At 67.4% G+C, this 19,634-nt stretch carries 17 protein-coding genes and 2 tRNA genes; 14 read left to right on the forward strand and 5 right to left on the reverse strand.

What is annotated here, in order from left to right:
- The first annotated feature begins 134 nt into the window (after positions 1 to 134).
- Positions 135 to 392 carry a hypothetical protein gene (locus ACFQE9_RS07805; protein WP_379742836.1) on the forward strand — a complete coding sequence of 86 codons (258 nt, stop codon included), beginning with the start codon at positions 135 to 137 and terminating at the stop codon, positions 390 to 392.
- Between the two features lie 215 nt (positions 393 to 607).
- Here the strand turns inward: ACFQE9_RS07805 and ACFQE9_RS07810 are convergent.
- Together ACFQE9_RS07810 and ACFQE9_RS07815 are read right to left on the reverse strand one after the other, a co-directional pair.
- Positions 608 to 680 (reverse strand) — tRNA-Asp (locus ACFQE9_RS07810).
- A 20-nt stretch (positions 681 to 700) separates the two neighbouring features.
- A tRNA-Asp gene (locus tag ACFQE9_RS07815) sits at positions 701 to 773 on the reverse strand.
- Positions 774 to 1,139: 366 nt separating this feature from the next.
- On the opposite strand from ACFQE9_RS07815, the gene ACFQE9_RS07820 reads away from it, so the two are divergent.
- The 11 genes from ACFQE9_RS07820 to ACFQE9_RS07870 all read left to right on the forward strand — a co-directional run bounded on the left by ACFQE9_RS07820 (position 1,140) and on the right by ACFQE9_RS07870 (position 14,417).
- Positions 1,140 to 1,370 carry a DNA-directed RNA polymerase subunit H gene (locus ACFQE9_RS07820; protein WP_379742839.1) on the forward strand — a complete coding sequence of 77 codons (231 nt, stop codon included), beginning with the start codon at positions 1,140 to 1,142 and terminating at the stop codon, positions 1,368 to 1,370.
- Positions 1,367 to 2,932, forward strand: coding sequence for a DNA-directed RNA polymerase subunit B'' (locus ACFQE9_RS07825; protein ID WP_379742841.1), 1,566 nt, complete (start codon positions 1,367 to 1,369; stop codon positions 2,930 to 2,932). Before ACFQE9_RS07820 ends, ACFQE9_RS07825 begins: the two co-directional genes overlap by 4 nt.
- A gap of 1 nt (position 2,933) precedes the next feature.
- A complete protein-coding gene (rpoB, locus tag ACFQE9_RS07830) occupies positions 2,934 to 4,760 on the forward strand; it encodes a DNA-directed RNA polymerase subunit B (protein WP_379742844.1) in 1,827 nt (608 codons plus the stop codon).
- An 18-nt stretch (positions 4,761 to 4,778) separates the two neighbouring features.
- Positions 4,779 to 7,709: a DNA-directed RNA polymerase subunit A' gene (locus ACFQE9_RS07835; protein WP_379743074.1), complete on the forward strand. Its 2,931-nt coding sequence runs from the start codon at positions 4,779 to 4,781 to the stop codon at positions 7,707 to 7,709.
- Positions 7,702 to 10,419: a DNA-directed RNA polymerase subunit A'' gene (locus ACFQE9_RS07840; protein WP_379742847.1), complete on the forward strand. Its 2,718-nt coding sequence runs from the start codon at positions 7,702 to 7,704 to the stop codon at positions 10,417 to 10,419. The genes ACFQE9_RS07835 and ACFQE9_RS07840 overlap by 8 nt, the downstream gene beginning before the upstream one ends.
- A complete protein-coding gene (locus ACFQE9_RS07845) occupies positions 10,419 to 10,838 on the forward strand; it encodes a NusA-like transcription termination signal-binding factor (RefSeq protein WP_379742849.1) in 420 nt (139 codons plus the stop codon). The genes ACFQE9_RS07840 and ACFQE9_RS07845 overlap by 1 nt, the downstream gene beginning before the upstream one ends.
- A 1-nt stretch (position 10,839) precedes the next feature.
- Positions 10,840 to 11,412, forward strand: coding sequence for a dihydrofolate reductase (locus ACFQE9_RS07850; RefSeq protein ID WP_379742852.1), 573 nt, complete (start codon positions 10,840 to 10,842; stop codon positions 11,410 to 11,412).
- 90 nt (positions 11,413 to 11,502) lie between these two features.
- The gene (locus tag ACFQE9_RS07855; protein WP_379742855.1) at positions 11,503 to 11,973 is read left to right on the forward strand and encodes a universal stress protein; all 471 of its coding nucleotides are present in this window, start codon (positions 11,503 to 11,505) and stop codon (positions 11,971 to 11,973) included.
- 162 nt (positions 11,974 to 12,135) lie between these two features.
- Positions 12,136 to 13,101, forward strand: a complete 966-nt coding sequence (locus ACFQE9_RS07860; protein ID WP_379742858.1) for an ROK family protein — start codon at positions 12,136 to 12,138, stop codon at positions 13,099 to 13,101.
- A 78-nt stretch (positions 13,102 to 13,179) separates the two neighbouring features.
- On the forward strand, positions 13,180 to 13,506 hold the full coding sequence (locus ACFQE9_RS07865; protein WP_379742861.1) for a NifU family protein: 327 nt from the start codon (positions 13,180 to 13,182) through the stop codon (positions 13,504 to 13,506).
- Positions 13,507 to 13,580: 74 nt separating this feature from the next.
- Entirely contained in the window at positions 13,581 to 14,417 is an 837-nt protein-coding gene (locus ACFQE9_RS07870; protein ID WP_379742864.1) for an endonuclease/exonuclease/phosphatase family protein, read from the forward strand.
- Positions 14,418 to 14,522: 105 nt separating this feature from the next.
- Here ACFQE9_RS07870 and ACFQE9_RS07875 read toward each other — a convergent pair whose 3' ends face one another.
- Both ACFQE9_RS07875 and ACFQE9_RS07880 read right to left on the reverse strand, forming a co-directional pair.
- A complete protein-coding gene (locus tag ACFQE9_RS07875; RefSeq protein WP_379742867.1) occupies positions 14,523 to 15,200 on the reverse strand; it encodes a DUF1028 domain-containing protein in 678 nt (225 codons plus the stop codon).
- Entirely contained in the window at positions 15,197 to 16,093 is an 897-nt protein-coding gene (locus ACFQE9_RS07880; protein WP_379742870.1) for a cation transporter, read from the reverse strand. The genes ACFQE9_RS07875 and ACFQE9_RS07880 overlap by 4 nt, the downstream gene beginning before the upstream one ends.
- Positions 16,094 to 16,263: 170 nt before the next feature.
- On the opposite strand from ACFQE9_RS07880, the gene ACFQE9_RS07885 reads away from it, so the two are divergent.
- Positions 16,264 to 17,448 carry a thiolase C-terminal domain-containing protein gene (locus ACFQE9_RS07885; RefSeq protein ID WP_379742873.1) on the forward strand — a complete coding sequence of 395 codons (1,185 nt, stop codon included), beginning with the start codon at positions 16,264 to 16,266 and terminating at the stop codon, positions 17,446 to 17,448.
- Complete coding sequence (locus tag ACFQE9_RS07890) at positions 17,445 to 18,026, forward strand: Zn-ribbon domain-containing OB-fold protein (RefSeq protein WP_379742876.1); 582 nt, start codon at positions 17,445 to 17,447, stop codon at positions 18,024 to 18,026. The genes ACFQE9_RS07885 and ACFQE9_RS07890 overlap by 4 nt, the downstream gene beginning before the upstream one ends.
- Before the next feature lie 102 nt (positions 18,027 to 18,128).
- Here ACFQE9_RS07890 and ACFQE9_RS07895 read toward each other — a convergent pair whose 3' ends face one another.
- The gene (locus tag ACFQE9_RS07895) at positions 18,129 to 19,583 is read right to left on the reverse strand and encodes a short-chain fatty acid transporter (protein WP_379742879.1); all 1,455 of its coding nucleotides are present in this window, start codon (positions 19,581 to 19,583) and stop codon (positions 18,129 to 18,131) included.
- Positions 19,584 to 19,634 lie beyond the last annotated feature (51 nt).

The following is a 19,634-nucleotide window of genomic DNA, read 5'->3' on the forward strand; positions in this document are numbered from 1 at the left end:
GTCGAATAAGCGGTGTGGTCGGACGTCGCCGCGAGCGCTCTCGGGGCACCTCCAACACGGGCGGCGAGGTCGCTCCGCATCGAGGTCGCTCGCATCAACGTGTTTATGACGACGCGTGAACCACACCACGTCGAATGACCGACGACGGCGACACGCGAGAGACGGACGCGAGCGCGACCCCCGACGACTCCGGGGACGATCCGACGGTCCCGATCCGCTGTTCGGCCTGTGACACCACGACGCGGGTCCCGCTCTCCGATCTCGCCGCCTCCATCGATCGACACAACGAGAACCGACACGACGGCGAGGAGCTGGCAGAGGTCGATCCGGGCGTCGCCGACAGCCTGGCGGACCTCGTGGCCCGCGATCTCGGACTGCTCGAGGACGGTTGACGTCGACGAACGGATCGGCGCCGCCCGCTCACGGCTCCCGTAGAGAACACACGTAGACGCCTCGCTCACTGGTTGGAGTCGGCAAAAGCGCCCGGAGCGGGGTTTGAACCTCAGTCGTTCCACTCACTCCGTTCCCTCCACTCCCTGATTCAGATCCCCTCGCACGCGTTTTCGACGAACGGCTCGCTCCGCTCGCCGTGTCGTTCGTCGAAAAACGCCCGGAGCGGGATTTGAACCCGCGTCACGACCGTGACAGGGTCGTATGATGGGCCACTACACCATCCGGGCCGGTGGATGCAGCGAGGAGGCGCCCGGAGCGGGATTTGAACCCGCGTCACGACCGTGACAGGGTCGTATGATGGGCCACTACACCATCCGGGCCTGCTGCACCTGCGGGTAGCCCTGTGTCACAAATAAGGCTTGTCATCCGACGCAGGCGTGCCGATTACTCCCATCCGGCGCGGCGGCGTTCGGGGCGCTTCCGACACGCAATTCGGACGATCGACCCGCGACGCGAACCTCGGGGAGTGGTGCTGTAGCAGGGGATCCGAAGGTCGTCGGCCGGCGATCGGGGGCGAACCCGCCTCGCGATGCGGCGTCATGCTTTTATGCGGATACGCCGTGTGTTTCGATAGCACTCGCCCGCGATCGGATAGCTGCGTCTCCCGATCGAAGTTGGCAACCCTTATGCGTCTGGGGGATATAACGACCTGTAGTATCTCGTGATAGCTTCTTCCCCCAGCACCCATGGTAAACGTAACTGACCACGAACTCGTTCCCGACCACGAGCTCCTCGACGATCCCGAGGAAATCGACGAGGTGCTCGCGGAGTACGACGTCGCACGGACCGACCTGCCGAAGATCAAACGCACCGATCCCGCGTTGCCCGACGAGGCCGAACCGGGCGACGTGATCCGGATCGTCCGAGAGTCGCGGACGACCGATCGGGCGATCGTCTATCGACTCGTAGTTTCATGAACAGGCAAGCACGACGCGCGGTCTCGCGTGAGTACTTCTCGGACGAACGGCTCGCAGAACACCACTTTCGATCGTTCAACAACTTCCTCGGTCGCGGCATGCAGGACGTCGTCGACGAGAAGGAGACGATCGAGACCGACATCGGCGACAAGGAGGGCCAAGAGCCCGTCTACGTCGAACTCGGCGACGTTCGGATGGTCACGCCCCGCGTCCGCGAGGCGGACGGCTCCGAGGAGCTTCTGTACCCCCAGGAGGCCCGCCTGCGGAACATCACCTACTCCGCGCCGGTCTTCATGGAGATGTCCATCGTTCGCGGCGGCGAGGAGGAACCGGAGACGGTCGTCGACTCGACGGAGACCAAGGTCGGCCGGATGCCGGTCATGGTCGGCTCGAACAAGTGCAACATGGCCGGGTTCTCCGACGAGGAGCTCATCGACATCGGCGAGGACCCCGTCGACCCCGGCGGCTACTTCATCGTCAACGGCTCCGAGCGCGTGTTGATGACCTCCGAGGACCTCGCGCCGAACAAGATCCTCGCGGAGTACGACACGAAGTACGGCGACGAGATCCAGGTCGCAAAGACGTTCTCCCAGCGCCGCGGGTACCGCGCGCTGGTGCTTTGTGAGCGCAACCGCGAGGGGCTCCTCGAGGTGTCGTTCCCGTCCGTCTCGGGCTCGATCGACTTCGTGACTCTCGTGCGTGCGCTCGGACTCGAGTCCGACGAGGAGATCGTCCACCGCGTCTCCGACGACCCGGAGATCGTGAAGTACATGCTCGAGAACCTGGAGGAGGCCTCCGTCCAGACCGAGGAGGAGGCCATCGAGGAGCTCGGCAAGCGCGTCGCCAGCGGCCAGGGCAAGAACTACCAGCTCAAGCGGGCCAACTACGTCATCGACCGGTACCTCCTTCCGCACCTCCACGAGGAGGGCGTCGAGGAGGAGGACGTCCGTATCAACAAGGCCTACTACCTCTGTCGGATGGCCGAGGCGTGCTTCGAGCTCGCGCTCGGTCGACGCGAATCCGACGACAAGGACCACTACGCCAACAAGCGGCTGAAGGTCTCCGGCGACCTGATGAAGGACCTCTTCCGGACGGCGCTGAACAAGCTCTCCCGCGACGTCAAGTACCAGCTCGAGCGGGCCAACATGCGGAACCGACAGCTCACCGTCAACACGGTGGTCCGCTCGGACGTCTTGACCGAGCGGCTCGAACACCCGATCGCGACGGGCAACTGGGTCGGCGGCCGGTCGGGCGTCTCCCAGCTCGTCGATCGGACGGACTACATGGGCGTGCTCTCGCACCTCCGTCGGCTCCGATCGCCGCTTTCGCGCTCGCAGCCGCACTTCGAGGCGCGGGACCTGCACGCGACCCAGTGGGGTCGCATCTGTCCCTCCGAGACCCCGGAGGGGCCGAACTGTGGCCTGGTGAAGAACTTCGCACAGGCGATGGAGCTCTCACAGGACGTCGAGAACGAACAGGGACTCAAACGCGAACTGGCGTCGATGGGTGTCGAGGGGATCCCCGGCATCGAGGGCGTCGAACGAACCACGGCGGACGACTAACATGGCATCAGAACGCGAGGCGAAAGTCTACGTCAACGGCAGCCTGGTCGGGACCCATCCGGACCCGGACGAGCTCGCCGAACAGATCCGAGAGGCACGGCGCCGCGGCGACGTCTCCGAGATGGTCAACGTCTCGGTGAAGGACCGCACGCGGGAAGTGATCGTGAACGCGGACGCGGGGCGGGCCCGCCGGCCGCTGATCGTCGTCGAGGACGGCGAGCCGCTGCTGTCCGACGAGGAGATCGAGGCGGTCGAGAACGACGACCTCGAGTTCCAGGACCTCGTCGACCGCGGCTACGTCGAGTTCATCGACGCCGAGGAGGAGGAGGACGTCTACGTCGCGATCGACGAGGACGACCTGGAGGAGGACCACACCCACCTCGAGATCGACCCGCAGCTCATCTTCGGGATCGGCGCGGGCATGATCCCCTACCCCGAACACAACGCCAGTCCGCGCATCACCATGGGCGCGGGGATGATGAAGCAGTCGCTGGGGCTGCCCTCCGCCAACTACCGGATCCGCCCGGACACCCGACAGCACCTGATGCACTACCCGCAGCTGTCGATGGTGAAGACCCAGACGACCGAACAGATCAACTTCGACGACCGGCCGGCCGCACAGAACTTCGTCGTCGCGGTCATGTCCTACGAGGGGTTCAACATCGAGGACGCGCTCGTGATGAACCAGGGCTCCGTCGATCGGGCGCTCGCGCGCTCGCACTTCTTCCGGACCTACGAGGGCGAGGAACGACGCTATCCCGGCGGCCAGGAGGACCGCTTCGAGATCCCGAGCCAGGACGTTCGCGGCGCGCGCGGCGAGGACGCCTACACGCACCTCGACGAGGACGGCCTCGTCAACCCCGAGACCAAGGTTGACGAGTCGTCTGTCCTGCTCGGCAAGACGAGCCCGCCGCGATTCCTCGAGGAGCCCGACGACATGGGCGGGCTCTCGCCGCAAAAGCGGCGTGAGACGTCCGTGACGATGCGGTCCGGCGAGGACGGCGTCGTCGACACGGTCACGCTGATGGAGGGCGAGGACGGCTCGAAGCTCTCGAAGGTGAAGGTCCGCGACCAGCGGATCCCCGAACTCGGAGACAAGTTCGCGTCCCGACACGGCCAGAAGGGCGTCGTCGGCCACCTCGCGCCCCAGGAGGACATGCCCTTCACCGAGGAGGGCGTCGTCCCGGACCTCATCGTCAACCCGCACGCGCTCCCCTCGCGGATGACGGTCGGCCACGTCCTGGAGATGCTCGGCGGCAAGGTCGGCTCGCTCCGCGGCGAGCGCGTCGACGGCACGCCCTTCCAGGGCGAAGAGGAGGAGGAGCTTCGCGGCTCCCTCGAGGAGAACGGCTTCAAGTCCTCGGGCAAGGAGGTCATGTACTCCGGCGTCACCGGCGAGAAGATCGAGGCGGAGATCTTCGTCGGGACCATCTTCTACCACAAGCTCTACCACATGGTCTCGAACAAGCTGCACGCCCGCTCGCGCGGCCCCGTGCAGGTGCTCACCCGCCAGCCGACCGAGGGACGCGCCCGCGAGGGCGGGCTTCGCGTCGGCGAGATGGAACGCGACACCGTCATCGGCCACGGCGCGGCGATGGTCCTCAACGAGCGGCTGCTGGAGTCCTCGGACGCGGAGAACGTCTACATCTCCGCGGAGACGGGACTCGTCGCCGTCGAGGACCGCGAACAGCGTCGCGTGTACGACCCGGTGACCGGCGACGAGGACGACATCCACGAGCTGGAGGTCAGCTACGCGTTCAAGCTCCTGCTCGATGAGATGATCGCCCTCGGCATTCGACCGAAACTCGAGCTGGAGGACGCGGTCTAGGAGGCACACCACATGTCAATGCAAACACCAAAAGAACTCGGCGGCATCTCCTTCGGGCTGATGGACCCGGAGACGTATCGGGACATGTCCGCGACCAAGGTCATCACGGCGGACACCTACGACGACGACGGCTACCCCATCGACATGGGGCTCATGGACCCCCGGCTCGGCGTCATCGATCCGGGCTTGGAGTGTCGGACCTGCGGATCCCACTCGGGGTCGTGTAACGGCCACTTCGGCCACATCGAGCTGGCCGCGCCGGTCATCCACGTCGGCTTCACGAAGCTCATTCGACGGCTGCTTCGATCGACGTGTCGCGAGTGCGGGCGGCTCGCGCTCGAGGAGCACGAACGCGAGGAGTTCAGCGAGCGCTACGAGCGCGCTCGCGAGCTCGGCGACGACCAGACTGACGTCCTGAAGGCCGCGGTGCGGCAGGCCCGCAAGGCCTCGACGTGTCCGTTCTGTGGCGACCCGCAGGCCGACATCAAACACGAGAAGCCGACGACCTACTACGAGGTACAGGACGTTCTCTCGGGGGAGTACTCCGAGCACATCGCCGAGGCGATGCAGCCGGACCCCGACGACGAGGAGGACACGGGCACCTCCCCCTCGGAGCTGGCCGACGAGACCGGGATCGCCCTCGATCGGATCAACGACATCCTCTCCGGCGAGTTCCGGCCGCGCGACGAGGACCGCCGTGCGATCGAGCGCGCGCTCGACGTCGACCTGACCGAGGAGGACATGAACAAGCTCATGCCCTCGGACATTCGCGACTGGTTCGAGGACATCCCCGACGAGGACCTCGAGGTGCTCGGCATCGACGCCGAACACTCCCGTCCGGAGTGGATGATCCTGACCGTGCTCCCGGTTCCGCCGGTGACCACCCGGCCGTCGATCACCCTCGACAACGGCCAGCGGTCGGAGGACGACCTCACGCACAAGCTCGTCGACATCATCCGGATCAACCAGCGGTTCATGGAGAACCGCGAGGCCGGCGCGCCACAGCTCATCATCGAGGACCTCTGGGAGCTGTTGCAGTACCACGTGACGACGTTCGTCGACAACGAGATCTCCGGAACCCCGCCCGCACGACACCGCTCCGGGCGTCCGCTGAAGACGCTCTCCCAGCGGCTGAAGGGCAAGGAGGGTCGCTTCCGCGGATCGCTCTCCGGAAAGCGCGTGAACTTCTCCGCGCGGACCGTCATCTCGCCCGACCCAACGCTCTCGCTCAACGAGGTCGGCGTCCCGGACCGGGTCGCCACCGAGATGACCCAGACGCTGAACGTCACCGAGCGGAACGTCGAGGAGGCACGCCAGTACGTCCGGAACGGCCCCGAGAAACACCCCGGCGCGAACTACGTTCGCCGACCCGACGGTCGCCGGCTCAAGGTGACCGAGACCAACTGCGAGGAGCTCTCTGAGAAGATCGAGGAGGGATGGGAGGTCAACCGACACCTGATCGACGGCGACATCGTGATCTTCAACCGGCAGCCGTCGCTCCACCGGATGTCGATCATGGCCCACGAGGTCGTGGTGATGCCCTACAAGACCTTCCGGCTCAACACCACGGTCTGTCCGCCCTACAACGCCGACTTCGACGGCGACGAGATGAACATGCACGCCCTCCAGAACGAGGAGGCGCGCGCCGAGGCGCGCGTGTTGATGCGCGTCCAAGAGCAGATCCTCTCGCCGCGGTTCGGCGAGAACATCATCGGCGCCATCCAGGACCACATCTCAGGCACCTACCTGCTCACCCACACGAACCCCGAGTTCACGGAGACGCAGGCGCTCGACCTGCTGCGTGCGACGCGGGTCGACGAGCTGCCCGAGCCGGACGGCGTGGACGACGACGGCCAGGAGTACTGGACCGGCCGGTCGCTGTTCTCCGAGCTCCTCCCGGACGACCTCGAGCTCGAGTTCACCTCCTCGACCGGCGACGACGTCGTCATCGAGGACGGCCAGCTCGTCGAGGGTACGATCGACGAGGACGCCGTCGGCGCCTTCGGCGGCGACGTCGTCGACACGATCACGAAGGTCTACAGCGAGACGCGCGCACGCGTCTTCATCAACGAGGTCGCGGCGCTCGCGATGCGGGCGATCATGCACTTCGGCTTCTCGATCGGCATCGACGACGAGTCGATCCCGGCGGAGGCCGAAGAGCAGGTCGACGAGGCGATCGACAACGCCTACGACCGCATCGATGACCTGATCGACTCCTACGAGGCCGGCGAGCTGGAGAGCCTGCCCGGCCGGACGGTCGATGAGACCCTCGAGATGAAGATCATGCAGACGCTCGGCAAGGCCCGCGACTCGGCCGGCGAGATCGCGGACCAGCACTTCGGCGACGACAATCCGGCGGTCGTGATGGCCCGTTCGGGCGCGCGTGGGTCCATGTTGAACCTCACCCAGATGGCCGGCTGCGTCGGCCAGCAGGCGGTTCGCGGCGAGCGGATCAACCGCGGCTACGAGGACCGCTCGCTCTCACACTACAAGCCGAACGACCTCTCGGCGGAGGCCCACGGCTTCGTGGAGAACTCCTACCGCGGCGGGCTCACCCCGCGGGAGTTCTTCTTCCACGCGATGGGCGGCCGCGAGGGGCTCGTCGACACGGCGGTCCGGACCTCGAAGTCCGGCTACCTCCAGCGTCGGCTCATCAACGCGCTCTCCGAGCTGGAGGCGCAGTACGACGGGTCGGTCCGGGACACCTCCGGCACGCTCGTCCAGTTCGAGTTCGGCGAGGACGGCACCTCTCCCATCAAGGTCTCCTCCAACGAGGACCACGACATCGAGGTCGAACAGATCGCCGACCGCGTGCTCTCCTCGGAGTTCGAGGACGACGCGGAGAAAAAGGAGTTCCTCGGCCGCAAGGAGCGTCCGACGAACATCTCCGAACACGCCGGTCCCGGGCTGAACAAGGCGCAGGGACTGGAGGTTGAGTCCGATGACTGAGACCGGCGCCGCGGCCTACGATCACGTCACCGACGACATCGAGGCGCTCGTCGAGGACACGGACCTGCCGCGACGTCTCAAGACCCGCCTCTACGAGACGATCGAGGAGAAGGCCGGAGAACACGGCGGGATCACGACCGATCAGGCGAACGACATCGTCACCGGCGTCGAGAACCGCTATCTCGACACCCGCGTCGATCCCCTCGATCCCGTCGGGACGGTCTCCGCACAGTCGATCGGCGAGCCCGGTACGCAGATGAGCGTGCCATACGACGAGCGCGTCATCGTTCGCCGTAACGGAGCGACTAACGTCGCCGAGATCGGAGCGATCGTCGATGACGTCGTCGACGCACGCGAATCTCGATCATTCGATGATCACGAGGTCGCGATCGCACCCGACGGGCTGGAGACGCTGAGTCTCGGCTCGGACGAGCAGGTCGCATGGAAGCAGATCGAGGAGGTTAGTCGTCACGAAACGCCGGACGAGCTCCTCCGGTTCGAGCTCGAATCCGGACGGACGATCCGGGCGACCAAGGCGCACTCGTTCGTCACTCGGCTCGAAAACGAGGTCGCCCCCGTGGCCGGTGAGCAACTCTCAGAGGGAGACTGGCTTCCCGTTGTAGCCTCCTTCGACGGCGAAAGTTCGGACGACGTCGATCTCCGAGAGTTCCTCCCCACGAGCGACTATTGGTACACCTCCACCCTGACCGACGGTGGTGTCGAGGCAGTTCCTGGCGGGGAGGATCAACTTCGCAACAAGCGAAACGCCCTCGATCGAGGTGAACTCGACGAACACGCCGTCTATCCCGTCGGTGGTACTGTTTCGCTTCCCGAGCGATTCCCGCTTGATGAGGAGACCGGATTCTTCCTCGGAGCGTGGCTGGCGGAAGGCTCAGTCACCGATCACTACGTCTCGGTTTCCAACGTGGATTCCGACTTCCAAGATCGAATCCGAGCGTTCGCGGAGCGGTTCGACCTGACGGTCAACGAGTACGAGAACGACAGCGGATTCGCACGAGGCTACGACATCCGAATCAACGGATCGATCCTCGCTGACTTCCTTCGAGAAACGTGTCTGGAGGACGGCAAAAAGACCGTCCCCGGCTTCGCGTTCGGCGCGAACGACGAGTTCGTTCGCGGAGCCCTTTGTGGGTACTTCAGCGGCGACGGGAACGTCGGCCGAAACGCAGTTCGATCCAGCTCCAGAAGCCACCGTCTTAGCGCCGGAATCGCTCTGTTGCTCGCACGAGTGGGCGTCCACGCGACGCTTGCAGAGCAGGATGGCTCACGGACGCTCCGGATCCCGAAAAAGCACGTCGGACAGTTCGCTGACCGCGTCGGTATGATCGGCGAACGCGGAGAAGAACTCCACAGTCTCGTTTCGGAAGTGGATGGAGACGGTCCTGATGTGACCGATCAGATCCCGAACTTCGGCGATGCGCTCCGTGATGTTGCCTCCGATGCCGGGATTCCAAGTCGGCAAGTGAACGCAGCATCGAACCGACAGCGAATCGGTCGCACGCGTCTGGAACGACTCGTCGACGAAGCAGAGACAGCAGGCGTCAACTCGGAGGCGCTCGATACGCTCCGTCGAGCTATCAACGGCGACGTCGTCTGGGACCGCATCGAATCGATCGAGACGGTCACGAGCGACCATGAGTACGTCTACGACTTCTCTGTCGCCGGACTGGAGACGTTCACCACCGCGGAGGGCGTCGTGACCCACAACACGATGAACACCTTCCACTACGCGGGCGTCGCCGAGATCGACGTCACGCAGGGGCTTCCCCGGCTCATCGAGCTGGTCGACGCCCGGAAGACGCCGGACACGCCGATGATGACGGTCCACCTCGAGGGCGAGTACGCGACGAACCGCGAGAAGACCCACGAGGTCGTCTGGTCCATCGAGTCGACGAAGATCCTCGCGCTCGGCGACGTCTCGACGAACGTCGCGGACATGCTCGTTCGGATCGATCTGAACGAGGAAACCCTGCTGGAGCGGTGGCCCACCCACACGGACCCCACCGAGGTCGCCGGGATCATCACGGAGACGATCGAGGACGCCCTCGGCGTCGACGCCCGACAGGCCGGCACCGTCATCGAGTTCGGCCCCAACCAGCCGAGCTACCGCGAGCTGCTCCAGCTCGTCGAGCAGCTTCGCGACGTCGTCTTCAAGGGCATCGAGGAGGTCGACCGCGTCGTCATCCGCAAGGAGCAGCTCGAGGACGACACGGAGGAGTTCGTCCTCTACACCGAGGGGTCGGCCTTCGGAGACGTCCTCTCCATCGAGGGCGTCGACGACACGCGCACCACGTGTAACAACATCCACGAGATCTACCGCAACCTGGGCGTCGAGGCGGCCCGCGAGGCCATCATCGACGAGACGATGAACACGCTCGAAGAGCAGGGGCTCGACGACGTGAACATCCGCCACCTGATGCTCGTCGCCGACATCATGACGAACAACGGCGAGATCGAGTCGATCGGCCGACACGGCATCTCGGGCTCGAAGGACTCCGTGCTCGCGCGGGCCGCCTTCGAGGTCACCGTGAACCACCTGCTCGACGCCGCCGTCCACGGCGAGTACGACGAGCTCGACGGCGTCATCGAGAACGTCATCGCCGGCAAGCCGGTCGCCATCGGCACCGGCGACGTCGACCTCCGGATGGGCTCACAGCCGTCCGGCGGCTCGAACCGGGCTGACGACTGATGCGGGTCGAGCTCTCCGACGAGGCGCGACGGTACATGGCGCGGTTCGACGAGATCACCGGCGTGAGGCCGATCGACTGCCTCGTGGAGGGCGACCGGCTCGTCTTCCTCGTCCCCGCGGGCGAGATGGCCGCCGCGATCGGTCACGGCGGCGAGACCGTCGCGCGGGTCGAGGACCGGCTCGACGCCTCCGTCGAGCTCGTCGAGAACGCGGACACCCCGGAGGCGTTCGTGGCGAACGCCCTCGCGCCGGCGGCGGTCCGAGCGGTGACGATCTCCGAACAGAACGACCGGGTCGCCTACGTCGAGGTGGCCGAGGAGGACCGCGGCGTCGCGATCGGCTCGTCCGGTCGGACCATCGAGATCGCGCGGACGCTCGCGAAGCGCCACCACGACGTCGACGACGTCCAGTTGACCTGAGATGGAACGCACGGACCGGAACCCGGAGATCGCCCTCGTCGCCGCGGTCGATCGCGACGGCGCGATCGGCGACGGCGAGGACGTTCCCTGGGAGTATCCCGAGGACGTCGAGCAGTACCGCGAACGCGTCGAGGGGAATCCCGTGATCGTTGGGCGTCGGACGTTCGATCTGATACGACGCACGCCCGGCGATCCCGTGATCGTCGTGAGCCGCGACGGGACGCGGGCATCGAGCGATCCGCGAGTCTCCTTCGCGACCGATCCCGGCCGGGCGATGGAACTCGCCCTCGAGGGACGTCGAACGAACCGCGTCTTCGTCATCGGCGGCGAGGGGATCTACCGATCGTTCGTCCCCTACGCGACGGAGGCGTACGTCTCGGAGATCCCCGAACGGAGCGGGGGCGAGGCGTACTTCCCGTACCTCGGCGCGGGCTGGGACGTCGCGGAGACGATCCCCTACGAGCGGTTCGAACTGGTGCGATATCGAAACGACTCGCCCGAGCCGGTTCCGGAGCTCGCGGCCGACGCTGAGGTCGCGGTTCTCGAGGGCGAAGAGGGACGAATGGACGACTGAGACGAGGAGCACACAACTCGGGGGGATCCCCGCGTAGTCTCGTAGCGGGCGACCGATCGGTTTTAACTATCCCTGTGTCTACTGCCACCCATGGGCATCGATACCATTCTGCTCGCGGTCGGCGCGGACAACGACGATCGAGTTCGACGGCTCGGCGAGGAGACGGCGGCCGTCGCCGGACCGTGCGGTTCCGAGGTCGTGTTGGCACACGTCTACACCGATGACGAGTACGATCGCAGTCGCGAACGGCTCAACATCGATCCCCAAAGCGAGGAGTCGTCACCCGATTACGTCGCGGGGCGTCACGCCTCGATCCGCGACCTCGAGGACCGAATGGACGAGGACGACATCGAGACCCAAGTTCGCGGCGTGGTCGGCGAGCGGGGGGAGTCGATCGTCGAACTCGCCGAGGAGGTGGAGGCGGACCGCGTCGTCGTCGGCGGCCGTCGCCGCTCCCCGACCGGCAAGGCCGTCTTCGGCAGCGTCGCCCAGGAGGTCATGCTCTCGGCGCCGTGTCCGGTCACCTTCGTCCGCCAGGACCTCCGCGGTAGTTCGTCATAGATTCCTCGACGGGCGGATCGTCGTGGAGTCTTCCACGGGTAGGGCATCGTGCTCACTCACGAGTAGAGCATCGTAGGAACCACGCGTGCGAATGGTCGTCCCGTCACACGCGAGGAGCAGGATCACCGCCATTGATGTGTCGCGGGGACCGTTCTCGGAGTGATGTATTACGTGGGCGTCGACCTCGGGGCCACGAACGTCCGGGCGGTCGTCGGCGACGGCACGGCGTCGATCCTCGGATCGGCCTCGACCGACACGCCGGCGGGTCCGGCCGGAATCGCCGTCACCGAGGCCGTCCTCGCCGTGATCCGCGAGGCGTGTTCGAACGCGGGCGTCGATCCCGGCGACGTCGAGGCGGCCGGCATCGCTTCCATCGGCCCGCTGGATCTGGCCGCCGGGGCCGTTTCGAACCCCGCCAACCTGCCGGACTCGATCGACACCATCCCGCTTACCGGACCGATCTCGGAGCTGCTCTCGACCGATCGGGTCCACCTGCACAACGACACGAACGCCGGCGTCATCGGCGAGCGGTTCCACAGCGATCGAAACCCCGACGACATGGCCTACATCACGATCTCGACGGGCATCGGCGCCGGCGTCGCGGTCGACGGACACGTCCTCTCGGGGTGGGACGGCAACGCCGGCGAGGTCGGCCACATGACCATCGACCCCGAAGGCACGATGACCTGCGGGTGCGGGCGGGACGGCCACTGGGAGGCGTACTGTTCGGGCCACAATGTTCCCGAGTACGCGCGGACGCTTCTGGATCGAACCGGGATGGAGACGCGACTCCCGGTCGACGACCCGGAGTTCTCCGCGAAGGACGTCTTCGATCTCGCCGGCGAGGACGAGTTCGCGGACCACGTGATCGACCGATTGGCGCGCTGGAACGCGATCGGAGTCGCAAACGTCTGTCACGCCTACGCCCCGCTCGTCGTCTCCCTCGGCGGGGCGGTCGCGCTCAACAACCCCGAGCTCGTCGTCGATCCGATCCGCGAGCGTCTCGCCGACATGGTCTTCGTCAACGTCCCGGAGCTCCGGCTCACCGAACTCGGCGACGAGGTCGTCGTCAAGGGCGCCCTCGCGAGCGCGCTCACCGGCGGCACGGGCGATCGGACGCGAGCGTAACCGCAAACCGTTTCGACGAACGCCCTCAGTCCCGATCGGACCGCAAGGTTCCAGGGGTTCGGGCCCGAAGCGGGGGTAATGAGCGAGGAGACGCTTGCGGAACGGATCGAGACGTGGATGGTCGGACAGATGCCGATCATCCAGATGCACGGCGGGACGAGCGTCGTGCGCGAGGCCGACCCCGAGACCGGCGAGGTCGTGATCGAACTCGGCGGCACCTGTTCCGGCTGTGGGATCTCGAACGTCACCGCCACCAACATCAAACGCGATCTCCTCTTGGAGTTCGACGACGTCGAGGACGTGGTCGTCCGGGTCCCCTCCTCGGGCGACTCCGGCTCCTCGACCGTCGAGGGCGGTCGCGGCGGCGAGCTCCAGTACGGAAGCGAGTCCCCCGACCACCTCTAGGCGTCGGACGCACCCAGCGAGCGCCGTTTCGATCGTCGGACCGTTTATGACCGCTCGCGTTCTCGCGTGAGATCATGAGGCGACTGCGGGCGATGACCTACAACGTTCGGTTCGCCGACTCGAGCGGCAGTCACGACCGCTGGCCGGCGCGTCGCGACGGCGTGGCGTCGCTCGTCCGGTTTCACGCCCCCGACGTGGTCGGGTTTCAGGAGCCGCGCGCCGGCCAGCGCGAGGACCTCCGTGAATCCCTGCCCGGCTACGCGCTGGTCGGTCGCGGGCGACTGGCGGACGGATCGGGCGAGGGCTGTCCGATCGCGGTTCGCTCGGACCGGTGGACGGTCCGCGATCACGACACCTTCTGGCTCTCGGAGACGCCCGAGCAACCCGGCGCCGGGTGGGACGGCGCCCATCCACGGATCGTGACGTGGGCCCGCATCGTTCCCTCGGAGGCAGAACGCGACGGAGACGCGGGCGCGTTCACCGTCTGCAACACCCACCTCGACCACCGGAGCGCCCGCGCACGCAGACGCGGGGCGGCGACCCTCGCCGACCGGCTGGCGACGATCGCCGAGGGAACGCCCGTCGTCGTGTTGGGCGACCTCAACTGTCGGGTCGGCGAGGAGCCCCATCGGATCCTGCGCGGCGTCGCGGATGGAACCGTCGAGAGCCGCGAGTCCGACGAGGATCGCCCGACCGTGGCGCTCGCGGACGCGGTCGAGTCGGCGCCGGTCCGCCACGGTCCGGACACGAGCCTCACGGACTTCCGCTCGCTCGTGATGAACCGGCGCATCGACCACGTGCTCGTCTCCGAGGGAATCGACGTCGACGCGGCCGCGACGCTCGCGGACCGCGACGACCGCGGCCGGTATCCATCGGATCACCTCCCCGTCGTCGTCCGGCTTCGGGTGTGAACGGGCGTCGAACGTGAACGTCCGGCTTCGGGCACCTCGATCGGGAGTGAACGTCAGGCGGGTCTGATCGCCTCGCTCGGCATGTCGCCGTCGACCGGACCTCCCTCAGGCGTATCGTTCGAGGACGTCCTCGTAGCCTCGCCTGGCGTTCTCGTAGGTCTCCCGGAGGTCCTCGATCGGCGTCTCGGTGGCGTCGACACGGAGGTCGTGGGAGTACGGCGCGATCGGGTCGTACTCGCGGGTCGATGCGACGAGGAGAGCCGCGGACCCGACCGACAGCTCCGTCCGCGAGTCGCCGCCGGCCTCCCGGCCCGCCGCGAGCGCGTCGACGAGCCGGCTCGCGAGCGGGTCCTCGCCGTGAGCGTGCGACTCGTAGGCCCGACGCGTCCGCTCCAGCACCGACGGCCCCTCCAGGTGTGTCCCCGCGACGGTCACGTTCTCGCCCTCGCGGTGGCCGGCCCAGCCGGGACAGTCGGCGCCGGTGTGTGCGAAGGTGTCCTCGCCGTCGACGCCGTGTATCTGTCGGCGTTCGCGCGCGTCATCGGCGCACAACAGCCCGCCGAGCGCGTCGTCGATCGCGAGCCCGTCGGCGAGATAGGACATCGCACGCTCGCCGAGTTCGGCGTCGACGTGCGACTGGACCGCGATCGCCGCGTCCTCGGAGGCGTACGGACACAGACGACCGACGCCGGGAAGCGGCGTCGTGACCGCGACGCCCAACCGGCGGTGACGCTCGCCCGAGCCGTCACGGAAGGCCTCGCGTACACAGAGGCTGAAGGTCACGGCTCGCCCGTGGGGTCGGTCCGCGCCGGAGCATCGGTCCGTTCCGGAGTCCGGGTTTCGCGTGCGCCCTCCGAGGCCGGCCCGACCTCGCTCGCGGACGGGGCCGAAAGCCCGAGCGCGTGCCGGAGGCCGAGCCAGACGAGCACCGTCGCGACGACGACGTCGAACCGGACCGGGATCGACAGGGCGGCGAGGTCCACGACGCCGATCGGTCCCGCGAGCACCACCGCCGCGCCGTGGAGGTACGTCGGAACGGTGAGGCCAGCGGCCGCGAGTTCCGGGCTCGCCCGTCCCGACCGAAGATCCTCGAGGCCGCGATCGAGCATGGGTCGTCCCGCGAAGAACAACACGATCCCCGAAAGCACCGCGACGTTGAGGTGGAAGCTGAACCCGCCCGTCATCCCGAGGCCCGCACGGAGGTGGTCCGCGATCGCGGGACCGAGAAGCCACTCGTGGCGGGCGGGATAGATGACGGTCGCATACGAGACCGCGACCATCAGTCCGGCCATGACCCCGGCCGCGACGCGCGCGTCGGCCCAGTGTCGCGCCTGTCGGTTCCGGAAGGCCCGATCGCGGCTCTCGACGGCGTGGCCGGCCGCGGCGAGCCGGCTCTCGAGCGCCTGCGCCGAGACTCTCGAGTCGTCGTATCGGATCCCGACCGTGGCGGTCCCGTGGCTGGCGGTCGCGTCGTGGACTCCCTCGATCGACTCGAGGGCCTCCTCGATGCGTCCCGGACAGCCGAGACACTCCATTCCGTCGACCTCGAAGGTGGTTCGTTCCGCCTCCGGGGACACCCGCGACGTCGACGGCGCGGCCGGTCCGTCCCGTCTCCCCTCCGTCGTCCCGCGACAGCGATCACAGCGATCGCGGTCGCGGCCGTTCTCGTCGGTCATCTCCCTTCGTCTCCCGTTCGTAGGGAGCCGTGGGCCGATCAAGAAAGCATCGCCTCGGTGCACTCCGCTCGGGGTGAAATAAACGCCCGGACAGCGCAAGCAGGTTCCGGACGACCAAAGCACCTCCCACGACCCAAGGACGTTTGTGCGCCGCGGGCCAAGCGCGCTCGATGACACGACCCTACGTCGTCGCGGTCGGCCGCTCGCCCGTCGGGCAGTTCGGGATGGCCGGCCGCGACCTCTTCTCGCTCGCGATCGAGGAGGCCTTCGCGGGTCTCCCCTCGCCGCGGGAGCTCGTCGACGCCCTCTACGTGGGCAGCCAGTCGGAGTCCTACGAACACCAGATCGTCTACGGCTCCCAGTTCGCCGAGTGGGCCGGACTCCGTCACGTCCCGGCCCAGCGCGTCGAGGGCTGTGCGGCCTCCGGGGGGCTCGCGTTTCACGAGGCGGTCTCGGACGTCGCCGCGGGCACACACGACGCGGTGCTCGCCTGCGGGGTCGAGACGATGAGCACCGGCGGCACGCCGGTCGCGACCGACTCGCTCGTGGCGGCCTCCGAGCGGACGCTCGGCCAACGCTCGGGGATCACCGCCCCCGGCGTCTACGCCATGCTCGCCCAACGATACCTCCACGAACACGACCGCTCGGAGGCCGACCTCGCGCGGATCGCGGTCCGGAACCACAGAAACGCGCGTGGAAACCCCATCGCGCAGTTCGACCGCGAGTTCTCCCTCGAGGACGTCCTCGAGTCGCCGCCCGTCGCGGATCCGATCAAGCTGCTCGAGTGTGCGCCCGTGAGCGACGGGTCGGCCGCGGCGATCGTCGCGAGCGAGTCGGTCGCAGAGCGGCTCGTCGGCCTCGAGAACGCCATCGCGGTCGACGGGTTCGCCGCGGTCTCGGACGCCCTCGCGATCGCCGAACACGACCTCACCCGCCTCAAGGGCGTCGAACGCGCCGTCGAGTCGGTCTACGAACAGGCCGGGATCGGGGCCGGCGACGTCGACCTCGCGGAGGTCCACGACGCGTTCTCGATCAACGAGGCGCTCTCGGCGGAGGCCGCGGGCTTTACCCCCGCTGGCCGCGGCCACGAGGTGGCCCTCGATCCCGACGAACGGTCCGCCGAGTGTACGGACGTCCGGGTGAACACGAGCGGGGGGCTGAAGGCCCGCGGCCATCCGGTCGGCGCGACCGGAATATACCAGATAGTCGAGGCGTACGAGCGGATCGTCGGTGCTGACCGACCGGACGGACCCGATCGCCGGATCGCGGACGCGGATCGGGCGCTGTGTCTCAACGAGGGCGGAACCGCCGACTCGATCACGACCGCCCACCTCCTGTCGGGGGTGGACGCATGAGCGACCGTAACGGCGAGGATCCGGCCGGACCTCCGGATTCGCCCACTGAGTTCGGTCCGTTCGACTGGCCGATCTACGGTTCGGGGGGTGATGACGAGGACGCTCTCGAGGGTTCCACAGAGGGGGTCGCCTCCGGAGACCCCGACCGGATCGCCCGCGCGAAACGGAGCCCCTTCACGGCCACCGGATTCTTCGAGGCGGTCGACGACGGCACGCTCCTCGCGGGACGGTGCGGGGAGTGTGGTGCCGCCCTGTTGCCGCCGCGTCCGCGCTGTTACCGCTGTGGCGCGCGGGAGATCGATCTCGAGGAGGTGGATCCGCACGCCGAGATCGCCTCGTTCACGCGCATCCACAACCCGCCGTCGGCGCTTTCGGATCTCGCGCCGTTCCCGGTCGCGATCGGGGAGTTCGAGGGCGGTGTGCGGATGACCGCGCGGGTCGACGCCGACTACGACGACCTCGCGATCGGCGATCCGGTCCGCCTCGAGTTCCGCGATCCGACCCCGGCCGACGAGGCCTTCGCGCTCTCCCACGAGCGGGAGTGGCCGATCCACGTGTTCGTCCCCGATCCGGAGTGAGTCGACGTCGGCACTCGGGAACTGGGTGCAAAACGACACACGCGGACGCGTTCAAAGGACGGCTCGAACCTCACGACGCGAGGGGTTCGAGACGATCGACCCTCAGTACGGCAGGAAGTAGAGCCCGAGCGCGTAGACGGGCGTCATCACGACGAGGAAGATGAGCGTGTACCCGAGGATGTCGCGGGCGCGCATCCGGGTGAGACCCAAGAGCGGCAGCGCCCAGAACGGCTGGAACATGTTGGTCCACATGTCGCCGGTGCTGTAGGCGATGACCGCCTGGCCGGCCGGGACGCCCTGTTCGACCGCCGCGCCGCCGACGATGCCGCCGATGACGCCCCACTCGCCGCCCGCGCTCGGGACGAAGAGGTTCATGAACCCGGCGAGCAGCCACGCGATGACGGGGAACGTCTCCGGCGTCGAGACGCCGACGAGCAGCGTCGCGATCATGTCGCCCAGCCCGGAGTTGGCGATGATGCCGAGGATGCCGGCGTAAAACGGGAACTGGAGGATGATCCCGGCCGCGCCCTCGGTCCCCTCGCGGATCGCGTCCATGTAGTCCGCGGGCGTCCCGTGAAGGAGCAACCCCACCGCGATGAACAGGAAGTTGAAGACGTTCAGATCGAGGGCGTCGCCGATCCCGGAGGTCGCGAAGTGGCGGACGACGTAGACGAACATCCCGGCCGCCACGCCGTACGCGAGGATCCGGCTCCGGTTGAGCGCGTCGGCCGGCGTTCGCGTTTCGCCACCGACGGCGGATTCGGTGACGTCCTCGGAGCCGTCGGCGTCCTCGGATCCGTCACCAGGGGCGTCCCCCTCGTCGCCGTCCGCCTCGAACTCCCCCTCGTCGAGCAGCCCCGGCGCGTACTCCTCGATCCCGGTCGCGTGGTGCTCCTCGGGTGCGAGCAGGTAGACCGTCGCGAGGATGAACACGAAGGTGAGCACCGCGAGCCCGGCGGCGTAAACGGTGAAGACGCTCTCGGAGAGCGGGACGACCCCGATGACGTCCTCGAAGACGTGGCCCTCGGTCGCGGAGAGCAGCGACGCGCTGCTCGAGAGCCCCACGTTGAAGATGAGCAGGCTCGTGTAGCCCGCCGCGCACAAAAGCGGGTAGTGGAACGTCCGATCGCGGGCGTGGCCCGCCCGTGCGACGAAGATGGCGATGATCGCGCCCACGATCAGGCCGATTCCCCAGTGTATGTAGCCCGCGATCATCGCGATCGCGGCGACGAACACGGCCGCCTGCTTGCCGTCCTTCGGGATCGACGCCACCCGTTCGAGCCACGAGCTCACCGCGTCGGAGACGGCGATCGCATATCCCGTGACGAGGATCAACACCATCTGCATCCCGAACGCGAGCAGCGCCCAGAAGCCGGAATACCAGTTGACGACGTTCTGGACCGGGCCGTCCGGGGTGAATACGTTCGCCGCGACGTACGCGAGCGCGGTCAACAACAACGCGAAGATGAACGGGCTCGGGATCCAGCGGTTCGCCCACTCGGCGACGCGGTCGCCGAGGCGCTGGATCGCCGTTGCACCTCCAGGTGACGATGACATATGCCTCCCTCTCTCGGCGACTCACAAGGCCGTTGATGCCCTGGCAACACT

Origin of the sequence: Halopenitus salinus, assembly GCF_042662125.1 — an archaeon.
GTDB lineage: Archaea > Halobacteriota > Halobacteria > Halobacteriales > Haloferacaceae > Halopenitus > Halopenitus salinus.